Annotated in this window: 9 protein-coding genes and 1 tRNA gene; 2 read left to right on the top strand and 8 right to left on the bottom strand. The window is 56.0% G+C overall.

Going from position 1 to position 12,743, the window contains the following annotated elements:
- Positions 1-158: 158 nt before the first annotated feature.
- The gene (locus FE702_RS06690; RefSeq protein WP_147125479.1) at positions 159-617 is read left to right on the top strand and encodes a GatB/YqeY domain-containing protein; all 459 of its coding nucleotides are present in this window, start codon (positions 159-161) and stop codon (positions 615-617) included.
- A gap of 20 nt (positions 618-637) precedes the next feature.
- On the opposite strand, the gene FE702_RS06685 is transcribed toward FE702_RS06690, so the two are convergent.
- The 6 genes from FE702_RS06685 to FE702_RS06660 form a co-directional block, all read right to left on the bottom strand.
- Positions 638-1,558: a hypothetical protein gene (locus tag FE702_RS06685; RefSeq protein ID WP_147125478.1), complete on the bottom strand. Its 921-nt coding sequence runs from the start codon at positions 1,556-1,558 to the stop codon at positions 638-640.
- Positions 1,555-2,049 carry a DUF2244 domain-containing protein gene (locus FE702_RS06680; RefSeq protein WP_147125477.1) on the bottom strand — a complete coding sequence of 165 codons (495 nt, stop codon included), beginning with the start codon at positions 2,047-2,049 and terminating at the stop codon, positions 1,555-1,557. Before FE702_RS06680 ends, FE702_RS06685 begins: the two co-directional genes overlap by 4 nt.
- Positions 2,050-2,292: 243 nt before the next feature.
- Positions 2,293-3,966 carry a cytochrome c oxidase subunit I gene (ctaD, locus tag FE702_RS06675; RefSeq protein WP_147125476.1) on the bottom strand — a complete coding sequence of 558 codons (1,674 nt, stop codon included), beginning with the start codon at positions 3,964-3,966 and terminating at the stop codon, positions 2,293-2,295.
- 250 nt (positions 3,967-4,216) lie between these two features.
- On the bottom strand, positions 4,217-5,665 hold the full coding sequence (locus FE702_RS06670; RefSeq protein ID WP_147125475.1) for a calcium-binding protein: 1,449 nt from the start codon (positions 5,663-5,665) through the stop codon (positions 4,217-4,219).
- Positions 5,666-6,075: 410 nt separating this feature from the next.
- Positions 6,076-6,732: a lipoyl(octanoyl) transferase LipB gene (lipB, locus tag FE702_RS06665; protein ID WP_147125474.1), complete on the bottom strand. Its 657-nt coding sequence runs from the start codon at positions 6,730-6,732 to the stop codon at positions 6,076-6,078.
- A 57-nt stretch (positions 6,733-6,789) separates the two neighbouring features.
- A complete protein-coding gene (locus FE702_RS06660; protein ID WP_147125473.1) occupies positions 6,790-8,604 on the bottom strand; it encodes an autotransporter outer membrane beta-barrel domain-containing protein in 1,815 nt (604 codons plus the stop codon).
- Positions 8,605-8,810: 206 nt separating this feature from the next.
- On the opposite strand from FE702_RS06660, the gene FE702_RS06655 reads away from it, so the two are divergent.
- Positions 8,811-8,897, top strand: a tRNA-Leu gene (locus tag FE702_RS06655).
- Positions 8,898-9,020: 123 nt separating this feature from the next.
- Here FE702_RS06655 and FE702_RS06650 read toward each other — a convergent pair.
- Together FE702_RS06650 and FE702_RS06645 are read right to left on the bottom strand one after the other, a co-directional pair.
- Positions 9,021-9,413 carry a response regulator gene (locus tag FE702_RS06650; RefSeq protein WP_147125472.1) on the bottom strand — a complete coding sequence of 131 codons (393 nt, stop codon included), beginning with the start codon at positions 9,411-9,413 and terminating at the stop codon, positions 9,021-9,023.
- A 91-nt stretch (positions 9,414-9,504) separates the two neighbouring features.
- Positions 9,505-12,549 carry a transporter substrate-binding domain-containing protein gene (locus tag FE702_RS06645; RefSeq protein ID WP_186827006.1) on the bottom strand — a complete coding sequence of 1,015 codons (3,045 nt, stop codon included), beginning with the start codon at positions 12,547-12,549 and terminating at the stop codon, positions 9,505-9,507.
- Positions 12,550-12,743: the final 194 nt, after the last annotated feature.

Genomic DNA, 12,743 nt, shown 5'->3' with positions numbered 1-12,743 from the left:
GGCAGCGTTTGGTCAAATTCGCGGTGTGGTAAGGGCGTGCCCCCGCCCGGTCAAGGGGGCAAGCCCGCGCAAACGGCCTCAGGTTGTCATTTCCTTCGAACGGCCCTATATCGCCCCGCTTACCGGGGACCAAACAGCAGCTTGGGGAAGACGCGACCATGGACCTTCGCACACGGATCATGAATGGCCTGAAACAGGCGATGAAAGACAAGGAAGCAGACCGTCTTGCGACTCTGCGCCTGATTAATGCCGCGATCAAGGATCGCGACATCGCCGCGCGCGCCGACGGCGAAGATGACGGCGTGCCCGACGCAGAAGTGCTCGCGATCCTCGGCAAGATGGTCAAGCAACGTCAAGAAAGCGCGCGCATCTACGAAGAGGGCGGGCGTCTGGAACTGGCGGAAAAGGAACTCGGCGAAGTCGCGATCATCAACGACTATCTGCCAAAGCAGCTTAGCGACGAAGAGGTCCAGGCCGCCGTCAACGCTGCAATCTCCGACACAGGCGCCGAGAGCATTCGCGATATGGGCAAAGTCATGGGCGCGCTCAAATCGAAATACACGGGCCAAGTCGACTTCGCCAAGGTCGGCGGCATCGTAAAACGCCACCTGAGCTAGGCCTTGGGCCTGACCGGTACCTAGAGCTGAAGCGCGAATTCCTCTGCGATCCGCGCGCGTTCGTCCGGGTCGGTGATTGCGCGGCGTTCGATAAAGCGGCGCTTGAACCCACCACGACCGCGCCGAAGAAGCGCGTTTTGCCCATGTCCCAACATGTAGACTGCCAGCGGCCGCTTCGCCGGTGGCAGGGACAGCCCGTAAAGGCGCGCATACCATGCAAAGTGTCTGTGCGAGAGCCACATGATTGCGCGCAGGACTTCGATGTCGGCGCTGCCCGGTTGATAGGGCAGGGCGATGCAGGTTCCGCAGTTCTTGTACAGGGGCCGATTGCGCAAATCGCCAAGGCCCGGCCTGTCGGTCAAAGCAACCTGCCGCGTCTCTGCGTCATACATGTAGCCCTTTTCAAACAACGCGCCCGATGGCGGGAGAGCGCGCATATCGGCCACCAGATGTTTTGAAATCAGGTCGTCGCCATCCAGTGGGACAAGGATGCCTTCGGGTATGTTCAATTCTGGAAACTGATCGACAAGATCGACCATCTTAGGGCTTTGGTCATGTCCTTCCATGGATTTGTTCCAAGGGACCCAGAAGACGCGCGGATCATCCGGAAGATCGGGCATGTCCTGCCCTGTGACCAACCAGATCCAGTGCGGATCGGTCTGGTTCAAGACCGACACAGCCGTTGCCGCCAGCAAAGAATTGACGCGTTTCCAGTCGCGCGCCTTGGCCTTACCGATTACGGCGGTGGCGAAAATCACCTTGGGCGATGTTGTCCAACCTGTCTTGCGCGTGCGGTTGCGCAAGGCGATACGCTCTGGTTCGGACAGGTTGCCAAAGCGTTCAGCCAGCCCGAGAGGCCGAGTGATACGCACACGCATCTTGTGCCAGAAACTTGGCCTGAGAGCGCGGCTATAGGGCGTCAGGTTGACGGTATCTGTCATCCAATCCTTGTCCGAAACGAGGTCAGTCGATCCTGAAGCTCTTCATAAAGCTCCAGGCGCTCTTCCTCGCTCAGAAAGGCCCCTAATTCAACCTCGCGACCGTTACCGCGCAAGGTCAGGTAATTCGGCACAGGCCCCTTGGACGGATGCAAATGCAATGACGCCCAGTGCGTATTGCAGTCCCAGCTTTGCTTGGCCGCACGCGGATTGTCCCGCACCAGTTCGACCCGGTCGGGATCGATATGCAGCGTTTCCAGAATGGAGCGATCCTTGTCGTTTCTTTCCAACGCAAACCACATCAGGCCAATGGTCAGAGCGAAAAACGGCAAGAGACCCCACAGAACGACAGTTCCCATGACCGAGACAAGCGGAACACAAATGAGCAGAAGCGTAGAGCCCATGAACCATTTGAAGCCCGATTTGCTCAGCGATCGGTGTGGCCACAGTTGCAGGTCTGTTTCGTTTTGTGTGTCGTCCCAGCGATAGGGCATAGGTCCCTCGTCTTTGATGCCACAAACTTAGCGCGTCGGGCATCCGGGTCTATGCGTCGAAATGCACAAAGCCGCTGGAGCGGGGCTGTGGATTACAGAGGGGAAGCGACGCGTTTGGCTTGGAGAGCCGCCCCGCGCCTTTGCATCAGAAAGGCTTCGGCGAAGCCCAATCCTTCCTGTGACGCAAAACGAAAAAGCCCCGCCAAACTGGCGGGGCTTTCTTTTTTCAATGGCATGGCACGTTTAGTGCGCTGTACCTTTGTCCCAGTCAGACTGCTTTGGCAGCTGCTCGAACGTGTGCTCTGGTGGAGGCGATGGCAGCGTCCACTCCAGCGTGTCGGCCCATTCGTTCCATGGGTTTGCTGCGTTGATCTTGCGACCGGCGAACACGGTGTAAGCCATGATACCGATGAAGAGCAGGAACGAAGCAAAGCTCAGGAATGCACCGATCGACGACCAGTAGTTCCAGTAGGCAAATGCCTCTGGGTAGTCGATGAAGCGGCGTGGCATGCCCTGACGACCCAGGAAGTGCTGTGGGAAGAAGGTGATGTTCGTGGCGATGAAGAACGCCCAGAAGTGAACCTTACCCAAGAACTCTGGATACATGCGGCCAGTCATTTTCGGGATGTAGAAGTAGCAACCCGCAAAAATACCAAATGCTGCCGCAATCGCCATCACGTAGTGGAAGTGCGCCACAACGTAGTAGGTGTCGTGGTATGCACGGTCCACGGCTGCTTGCGAAAGGACGATGCCGGTCACGCCACCAACGGTGAACATGAACACGAAACCGATTGCAAAGAGCATTGGCGTTTTGAATTCGATCGAACCGCCCCACATCGTTGCGATCCACGAGAAGATCTTAACGCCTGTCGGCACAGCGATGACCATGGTCGCCAACATGAAGTAGGACTGCTGCGTCAGCGACATGCCCACGGTGTACATGTGGTGCGCCCAGACGACGAAGCCCAGAACACCAATTGCCACCAGCGCCCAAACCATCGGCAGGTAGCCAAAGATCGGCTTCTTCGAGAAGGTCGCGATCACGTGGCTGATGATACCGAAGGCAGGCAGGATGACGATGTACACTTCCGGGTGGCCGAAGAACCACAGGATGTGCTGGTACAGGACCGGGTCACCGCCACCGGCAGGATCAAAGAACGTCGTGCCAAAGTTACGGTCTGTCAGCAGCATTGTGATCGCGCCGGCCAGAACTGGCAGAGCCAGCAGGATGAGCCATGCGGTCACAAAGATCGACCATGAGAAGAGCGGCACCTTGAAGAGCGTCATGCCAGGGGCACGCATGTTCAGGAAGGTGGTGATCATGTTGATCGCGCCAAGGATCGACGAGGCACCCGACAGGTGAACCGCAAAGATCGCGAGGTCCATCGACATGCCTGCTTCGTTCGTCGAAAGCGGCGGATAAAGAACCCAACCTACGCCGGAACCCAGCTGGCCGTTGCCGCCAGGTGAGAACACCGACATGACAGCCAGCGAAGTGCCTGCAAAATAAAGCCAGAACGACAGGTTGTTCAGGCGTGGGAACGCCATGTCCGGCGCGCCGATTTGCAGTGGCATAAAGTAGTTACCGAACCCGCCGAAGAGGGCAGGGATAACCACAAAGAACATCATCAGAATACCGTGCCCGGTGATCAAGACATTCCAGAGGTGACCGTTCGGTGTACATTCGCCTGCCGCAGCAGCGGTCATGCGCGCGCCTTCAAGGCACATGTACTGAACGCCGGGCTCCATGAGCTCCATGCGCATGTAAACGGTGAAGGCGACCGAGATGAAACCCGCCAGACCGCCGACAAGCAGGTACAGAATACCGATGTCTTTGTGGTTGGTGGACATGAACCAGCGGGTGAAAAAGCCCCTCTGATCCTCATGCTCGTGCCCGTGGACGGCTGCGTCGGCCATATAGGCTCTCCCTCGTTGCATTGCGGACGGCGCACGCGAGTCGCACTGCGCCTAAAACATTGCTGCCGTTCTAAGAAAGTGTACCGATGTGCGCAACGCGGCGATGCGCCCCACAGGTGGGACGTCTTGGCGCAGGTATTCACGTTTTTGAATGCGTGTGAGCTGGGTCAGCCCTCGGAACAGACAGTGCTGAGTAGGCTCGCCCGAGGCACCGTTTGCCGAACAATATCAAACCTGCTCGCGCACCGGATCAGACGAATGGCATGGGAAATTCGCTGGTAACAAAATCGAGCATACCGAGTTCGAAATCACCAATGTCGAAATCCTCAAGCGTGATCGTCAGGTCGAAATCCGCACGGTGGGTCTGGCTATAGCCGTTTAGTCCGGATGTGATGTGCAAGATGGTGTCGTCGCCCATCTCCGAGACCGCGACTTCGACCAGTTGACGCGCCGCTGTCATGCGGCCTTCGAACCCGAAAAACAGCGTGTCGGCCTTGCCGGTGTCTACTGTCATGCGACCAACAAAATCCTCGGTGACAAGACCGCGGATTTCGATGGTTTCAAGCGTGCTGAAGTCGGTTATTTTGGTCGATCCACTTTCGACGTTGAAGACAAAGGTATCGCCACCGCCCAAACCGCTCAGAGTGTTTGTGCCGGTCCCGCCGCTAAGTCGGTCGGCGGATTGTGAGCCGGTGATCGTGTCATCGCCTGCGTTCCCATCAACGTCGAAGCCAACATTGGAGAAGCTACCTGCAAAGCTGTCGTCGCCGTCGCCCAAAAAGATGGGGCCATCTACGATGATGCTCCCTGCGCCAAAGCCGGTGGTCCCGACAGAGTCGTTGCCATCGTTCAGATTGATCCCGCCGCCGATGTTGCTGCCATGGGTGAGTACGAGAATGTCCACATCGTCGCCGCCGGTGACGTCCCCCGTGATCTGCCCCCGGTTAGTCAACGCGTTACCGCCGCCACCGAGGGCAACGGACCCATTGACGACCGCGCCGCTTTCGTTGGTGACTGTATCGTTGCCGGCGGACAGAAAGACGAGGCCGGTGATCGTGCCGGAGTTGTTCACGACGACGGAGTCGGTGCCGATGCTATTCGCGTCGATGACGAAAAAGCTGATGTTGTCTACAGGGTCGGCCGTCAACTCTCCTCCGCTGTCCACGATGATGCGTGTCGTGCCGGATCCCGCATCCGTGGTGACGAGGCCGGTCATGTCGCCCTCGATCCGTACGGCGGCATTATTGCCTTTGAGTGCCACGTCGATATCGGCTGATTGGCCGATGATCATCGCACCAAAAAGATCAACGCGGCCCGAATTTTGGAAATTTCCAAGAACCTCAAGCGTCGACAGCGCCGAAACCGTAAAGCTGCCCGTGACACCAAAGCCGATATCCTGAGCAACCTCGAACGTTGTGCCGGAACCGGAAAGCCCAGTGAATGCACCGTCCATGTAAAAAAGGGTGCCGCTGAAATCGACGCGTGAGACGCTAGGACCGACGATGAAATCGTTCACGTTGGGCAAGAAAACGATCGGTGAGAAGTTAAAGACAAATTGGATATTTGTCGGAGCGCTCAGAAAGAAACTGTCCCCATTCGAGAACTGCTGACCCAGTAGGTTTTCGTCAAGCCAAAGCAGGGTGTCTGCGTCGTACAATTCGTAACTGGCTGCTTCGGCAACCGGGCTGAGAATGGCCATGAGCGTCTTTCGAAAAAATTGGCGGGTATCCGTAATACTGAGCGGGATATTAGCCTGCGTGAGCGAAAAAGACAGAAGTTTGATGCACCTCGAACTGCTGCAAGTGTCGCTGATCGGAGGGCTTTAGAGGGTGGGAGGGGGCGAGCCGGATCAAGTGTTCGAGCCGCTGGCATCCTTAGGCTTTGACCGGTCCCAGACACTACCCTGTTTGCAGAGTATTTCTCAGATTGGTGTGTCGGTCCGCCCGGCGTCTGCCAATGGAAGACGCAGGTTTGCATGTCCAGCCTTAGGGTTTCTGTGCCAAACCGCGCCTCGCCAAGGTGTTTTTGGATCGGGTGGATGCGCACGTAAGGCCAAAGGGCAATTGCAGCGATGGCCAGCAGGACAACGAGGTCAGCCATCGCTACCGCTTAGTCTGCAGGTGGAAAAAACTGATCAAATGTGGTGCGCAGTGCGACGTCCAGATCGTCCATGGAAACAGGAAGTCCCAGATCAACAAGGCTTGTCACCCCGTGTTCGGAAATCCCGCAGGGCACGATGCCGTCAAAATGCTCTAGGTCAGGTTCAACGTTGATGCTGATCCCGTGAAAGCTGATCCATTTGCGCAGACGGATGCCGATTGCTGCGATCTTGTCTTCTGCGAGTGATCCGTCCGGCATCAAAGGCTTATCGGGACGTTCAATCCAGACACCCACGCGGCCATCGCGGATGTGTCCGGTCAAGGAAAACTCTGCCAAGGTGGAGATCACCCACGCTTCGAGGTCTTGCACAAATTTGCGCACGTCATGGCCGCGCTTGCCGACATTGAGCAGCACATAGACCACACGTTGCCCGGGGCCGTGATAGGTGTACTGACCACCACGCCGGGCCTCATAAACCGGAAAACGCTCCGGATGGGTCAAGTCCTGTGGATTTGCAGAGGTTCCTGCCGTGTACACAGGCGGGTGTTCGAGCAACCAAACAAGCTCGGACGCTGTGCCGGCATGGATCGCTTCGACTCGCGCTTCCATCGCTGCGAGAGCGTCCTCATAGTCCGTCAGACCGGGGGATATCTTCCATTCGACCATGGGGTCTAGGTGATCGCAGCCGCCCGCGGATGCAAGGTCTTTGACCGCAGCATTGGGTCAGCCCAATGTCAGGCCTACAAAACTGAAGGCTTCCAGGTCTAGCGCGTCCATGTCGCCTTCAATTGTGAGGCGTGTTGTAGTGACGTCGGGGCCAAGGCTAAACCCACTCAAGCTGGTCCGAAATGTCACTTCAGCACTTTCCGAGTACAGCCTGACATCCATGTCAACGCTGGCGCGGTTGCCGTTCCCGGCGCGCGTGTCCCCGCCATAGACCGTGTCCACGAGGAAACCGTTCAGATAGACGTTTATCATGGCGCCACGTCCGAAGAGGTTGGCAACGACAATGCTTTCACCTTCCTCCCAATCGTTGATCGTCATGTCGCCGCCGGTGCCATCAAAGATGAACGTATCGACACCTGTACCGCCGGTCACATTGCCGCCGGATTGGTCACCGATCAGGGCAAAATCGTTACCGGCCCCGAGGTCGAAGGTTCCCGTAGAGTTGTTGATATCGGCGATGTCGTTTTGATCTCCAAAGTCGAAGACCGCCCCCGTGGAGTTCGCCATGAGCAGAAAGTCGTTACCATCCCCGAGATTGATGGTGCTGAATCCGTTCGAGTCGCGCACCGTGACCGTGTCGCTTCCGCCGCCGGTGTTGATGCCTCCGTTTAGGTAACTGTTGGTGACATTCACGATGTCGTTGCCACTGCCGAGCGTCATGGTGCCACCAGCGAACTGCGTTGAGTTCACCATGTTGACCGTCATACTTACGAAGCTTCCGATCAGGTTGCCGCTCAGATTGCCGGTGTAGGTCGCGTTGGTCAGGTTGAATTCGCCGTTCCCGTCGAAAGAGATATCCGCGTAGACATCGACATTGGTGGCACTGAACACATCCCTGGTCGTGCTGTGCGAGCCGAAGCTTACGATCGCCGTCGTTGTCGCGTTGCCAAGTGAACCTTCGACCGTGACGACATCGTCATCCGTTCCCATTCCAAGGAAGCCCAGAAACTCGGACCCCGCAGCAATAAGTGCGGTGTCGTCGCCCGAATCCATAAAGAGAGTGTGGCTGCTGTCCCAGGCCCCGGAGTAAATCTCGAACACGTCGTCGCCGCCTGCCATGGTGACGAAGTGGCCTGTGCCGAATATGGCAAGTCCAGAGGACAGAACCAGCTTGTCGTCGTTTGATCCCATCGTGAAACTGCCAATGATCGAGCCATTGACGGTCAGGTCGATGCCACCCGTGCCTCCAAACTGCACGGGCAACAGGCCGCCGCCCACGAGGCCCGTCGTGCCCACAAAGACGTTCAGAGCAGTTGAGCCATTGTTGTAGATGTTGCCGGTGAACTGACTGTTGAACTGGACGTAATCGGTCGCCAGGGTCGTGGAATAGGTGATGTCGGATGACATGAAGCCGTTAAAGATCAGACGACCGTCCGACGCCTGTATGCCAGTACCGCTTGTGAATATTGATCTATTGAATTGGTGAAATCCCGTCAGGACAACGCCAGTACCAAAATTCACGTCGGTGTCGTAAGTCGCGCTTGTTGCTGTCACGGTGGACCCGGCGAGGAATGTCAACGACCCGACAGCAGAGTAGGGCGACGGCTGAACGATGCCGGGGCTCTCAACGGGGTCGGTCAATTCAGGGGCTGTGAAAGTGACCGTGCTGGCCGACAGGTCACTGACTTCGACGTTATCCTGAAGCAGGACCTGCGACACGCTACCGCCAATGCTGATGTCCATGCCGTTGAAAAAAGCGACCGCTATGTTGGTGAACAGGTCGATGAAGTTCTCGCCCGCTTCGTCCAAGCGGTTCCCATCAAGGTCCCACCGCATGACGCCATTGGCATCAGCACTTCCGATATATCGCATGAAAATGTACCCCCGTCCCCCGGGCACTCTAGGGTAAGGTGCCGTTCATGTTCAAGGATTTGATATGGCGGTGTTTTTTGCGGCAGTCGATGCCCGCCAAGGTTGTGCGGCGATGGTCCTGTCGAGCGGTGAAAACTGCCGTTTCCAGCGATTTTGGCCTTTTCAAGTTTTGTTAGACCTTGTATCGCACAGCACCAGTCAGGATCGCGGTCGTGGCGGAATTGGTAGACGCGCAGCGTTGAGGTCGCTGTGAGGTAACACTCGTGGGGGTTCGAGTCCCCCCGACCGCACCATGAAACCCCAAACAATACGACGCAAAGGGTGGCTTAGACGCTGCTTGGTTCGGTACCTTACAGCCTAGCTCGCGCAGGGCGCTGGGCGCTTAAAGCGTGTGCTGTTCGGTGGCGGAAAGCGGATCAAGCGGCTTTGTGGCCAAGCGCGCTGCCGATAACGGCACCAATTTCGGCCTTGGTCGCGGGCTTCTGAATAAGCGGCGCGTCGACCATCTCAGGCTCATCAAAGGTCAGTCCAATATAGGCCGAGATGTAGACTACCGGTTTGTTCGGATCGATCGAGCGCAAAATGTTGGCCAAGTGAAAGCCGTCGATCGCTCCGGGCATCATGATGTCGGTCAAGAGCAGGTCGAAGTGTATGCCCTTCTTGATTATCTCAAAGGCTTCTTCGCCATCTTTTGCGGTGATGACTTTGTAACCGATTGACTCCAGACCCTGCTGCAGAAGCGATAGCAGCATTTCCTCGTCGTCGACGACAAGGATGGTCTCACCTTTTCCCATAGGCGCAGTGACCATCGGTCGTCACTCCTCTTGTTCTCGGCTGGCGGAGGACGCCTTAACAAACTCTCGTCTCGTTTCCAACCGCTTACGTACTACTTTCACCATGTCAGGATACACCATGTTTAAGAGTTTTGCTAAGTATTTCGGCAATTTCGGTCCTTGTGGCGGGTTTTTGTATCATCGGCGCCGTCACAGTCCCCATTTCGTCCTTTGTGAACCCCGAGTAGCCAGACATGTAGATCACCGGTTTGTCAGGCAACAATTCGCGAGTCCGTTTGGCCAATTCAAACCCATCAAGTGCGCCCGGCATGATCACATCCGTCAAGAGCAGGTCAAAGCTTTGGCCCGATTGTATGCGCTCGTATGCCTCGTCACCGCTTTTAGCGGTGACGACGTTGTAGGAGAGTTCCTCCAATGCCGTCTTGACCAACTCCAACAGTATTCCCTCGTCGTCCACAGCAAGGATGGTCTCGCCATTGCCCAGCGGCAAACGCCCAATCTCAACGGGTTGTTCCTTGCCGCCATTATCGGTGCCACGTGGGACAAGGATCTGAACCGTGGTGCCGACGCCTACTTCTGAGTAGATTCTCAGGCTGCCTCCGCTTTGCCGCGCGAAACCAAACACCATCGCCAGCCCCAAACCGGTCCCAGAGTTTGTGCTTTTGGTGGTAAAAAACGGATCTGTGCAACGGGCCAACGTTTCGGCATTCATGCCCGGCCCATCATCGGTGATTGCGAATTCGACACACCGAGCGGTTTTCCCGTTGCTTTGATCGTCCTGCCAAGAGCCTGTAGCGGCACAATCCACCGAGCGGGCAGATATCGTGATTTTTGACCCTTGGCCCCCGCGCAGAATCGCGTCTCTGCTGTTCAGAACGCAATTCATCAGCGCTGTTTCAAGCTGCGCGGGGTCGCAAAACTGAAAGAGGTCCTCGTCGATTTTGGTGAACGCGAGTGAGACCTTCTTCTCCAAAAGAGGGCGAACCAAGGTTTCAAAATCCTTTAGGATTTTTGCGGTGTTTTGTGACGATGCGGTGCCCGGTTGCTTGCGTGCAAAGGACAATAGCCGTGTCGTCAAAGTGCGTCCGCGGATGATCGAATCCATGGATAGTTTCAGCATCGCGGCTCGAGTTGCATCGTCTTTTGTTTCTGATGCGGCCTCGAGGGCCATGAGCTGTGACGCTAGCAGATTGTTGAAATCATGGGCGATGCCACCGGTAAGCTGGCCCAAAGCGTCTAGGCGGCCTTTTCTTTCAACAACCTGACGGTTGCGCTCTTCGTTGGACACATCATCCAAGACAATAACGGTTTTGATGCTGTCTATCGAACGGGTATCATTCGTTGTTTTCCCGCTTGAGACACGGACATAGCTCCGGTTGTCTGCACCTGTGCCATGATCAAGCAATACGATCTCTGACTCTAAGTCTTCGCCATCAATGGCACGGCCGATTGGATCACCGCTGGCATCTAAGAAAGACAGTTTTTCAACATCAAGGAATTTGAGGGGCCTTGGGTATTTGAATGGCACCGAAGCTGACAGGCCAAGCATTTTGCGCGCCTGAGCATTGATCCGTATGACCGAGCCTTTTTCATCCAGCCCAATGATGCCGCTGGTCGCAGCGTCAAAGATTGTTCTGATTTCATTTCGCGCGGACTTGAGCGCACGACCGCGCAACCAGAGACCTCCGATTGCCCCAAGCCCTAGCAGCAGCGAACCAAGACCGAGGTAAAGGAAACGGTTTATTCGTTCCTCCGTCCAGAAAACCGGCTCACCAAAATACTTATCGCGTATCCCATCAAATTCCTCTGAAAACAGAAAACCGGGAATGACGACGTCCAACTGATCGCGGATGACACCAAGGCCCGGGCGCAGCCCAACGGCGGCATCGAAGGTGAGGATAGGCTGGTCAGAAACCTGAAACTCTTCGTCTAATCCGCGCGCTTTCAGCTTTGTTTTGAGGGTCGCAGTGGGGGCAAACAAGCCGTCCACTTCACCTGCTTCCAAGGCATCAAAAATGTCCTTCAAACCATCATAGACAACTGGATCTTTGATGCCTGCAACTCTCGCAAATTCTCTCGTGATGCTGGTGTCAACCAGTCCGATCCTCAGATCTACCAAGTCTTCAGCGCTGATAGAGGTGCGATCATCATCAGCAGAAAAAGCGATGCTTATCGTCTCGCGGTGGATAAGCGTCGAGAAATCCATTGTGTCCACCGCGGTTTCGCTGGTCGGTGACGCTGGGATGATATCGACGCCCGCCGCATTTGGACCGCGCAGATAATCCTGCAGAGGGATCTCTTTATACTGGTAGGTTAGACCAGCGCGTTCTGCGATCCCTTCAAATACTTCGACAAAATAACCAGACACCTCATCGACATTCTTGGTCATTATATAAGGCGGCAAGTGTGCCACGCCGACTGTCAACACATCCGGCGGTGGCGGCGGAACTGTGATGCCGTACTGCTGTCGCAGAGCCTCTAGCCGACCGTCTGCCTCTATCCGCGCGATGGCATCATTGATGGCAGGCATCAAATCTGCTCGGCTTTCGTGAAGCGCGACCACACGTTCAAAACTGCGGATGGGATCGCCTACGAAACGGATGCGACCATCTGTACCGGACTTGCGCGCGATGTCGTAAACGGCTGCATTAGGCACCAACAGCCCATCGACCTGCCCAAGCAAAAGGCCCATTTCCGCCGCTGGCGTGGTAACGAACTCGACCGGTTCAACTTGTTCAAGATCGGTGACTTCCGCAGAACCTGACACGGCTCTGACAATCCCAATGCGCATGTTCGCGTAAGTGCCTTCGGAGAATTCGTCGGCGCGTTCCGCTAACACCGCCAAACGCATTTCTTCGCGCGCGACCGGCTCCGAGAATACCGTAGACCTGCGCAACACTCCGCGCCGCGTAGTGCCCGCCAGCATATGTGCTTCACCCGCAACCATGGCAGCCACGACATCGGCCGGTGACGGGTAATCCCGAAACTCGATATCAACGCCGATCTCTTTTGCAATCTCCTGCGAAAGCTCAATGAAAAAGCCGGATCTCTGTCCGTCCGGCCAATATTCCATCATCGGCGGTCCCGGAGTGAACGGGATAATGAGCGGGTCTTGGGTTGTCTCTTGTGCTGCAGCTGAAAAGCAAGACATCCATAAAAATAGGACAGATATCAGGTGCTTAGACGGTCTAATATTCAGTTTCTCAATCATATCTTTCCGAGGGTAAGAGATACGATTAGTAGTTCCAGTTGTTTTCCAAGCGACAATGCCCGCTTTGGTTTTTACCTGTTCAGATTGTCAAATAATTACAAGAGATTACGCCGTAGTTTGCACGATTGCGAACC

Source organism: Shimia ponticola, assembly GCF_007995215.1.
Lineage (GTDB): Bacteria > Pseudomonadota > Alphaproteobacteria > Rhodobacterales > Rhodobacteraceae > Shimia_B > Shimia_B ponticola.
The sequence above is the reverse complement of the archived record's forward strand: the minus strand, read 5'-3'. Positions and strand labels throughout refer to the sequence as shown.

Excerpts from the sequence above, each read along its gene's own strand:
- FE702_RS06685 (WP_147125478.1), bottom strand. The coding sequence starts at position 1,558 with ATGACAGATACCGTCAACCTGACGCCCTATAGCCGCGCTCTCAGGCCA.
- FE702_RS06670 (WP_147125475.1), bottom strand. The coding sequence starts at position 5,665 with ATGGCCATTCTCAGCCCGGTTGCCGAAGCAGCCAGTTACGAATTGTAC.
- lipB (WP_147125474.1), bottom strand. The coding sequence starts at position 6,732 with ATGGTCGAATGGAAGATATCCCCCGGTCTGACGGACTATGAGGACGCT.
- FE702_RS06660 (WP_147125473.1), bottom strand. The coding sequence starts at position 8,604 with ATGCGATATATCGGAAGTGCTGATGCCAATGGCGTCATGCGGTGGGAC.
- FE702_RS06650 (WP_147125472.1), bottom strand. The coding sequence starts at position 9,413 with ATGGTCACTGCGCCTATGGGAAAAGGTGAGACCATCCTTGTCGTCGAC.
- FE702_RS06680 (WP_147125477.1), bottom strand. The coding sequence starts at position 2,049 with ATGCCCTATCGCTGGGACGACACACAAAACGAAACAGACCTGCAACTG.
- FE702_RS06645 (WP_186827006.1), bottom strand. The coding sequence starts at position 12,549 with ATGTCTTGCTTTTCAGCTGCAGCACAAGAGACAACCCAAGACCCGCTC.
- ctaD (WP_147125476.1), bottom strand. The coding sequence starts at position 3,966 with ATGGCCGACGCAGCCGTCCACGGGCACGAGCATGAGGATCAGAGGGGC.
- FE702_RS06690 (WP_147125479.1), top strand. The coding sequence starts at position 159 with ATGGACCTTCGCACACGGATCATGAATGGCCTGAAACAGGCGATGAAA.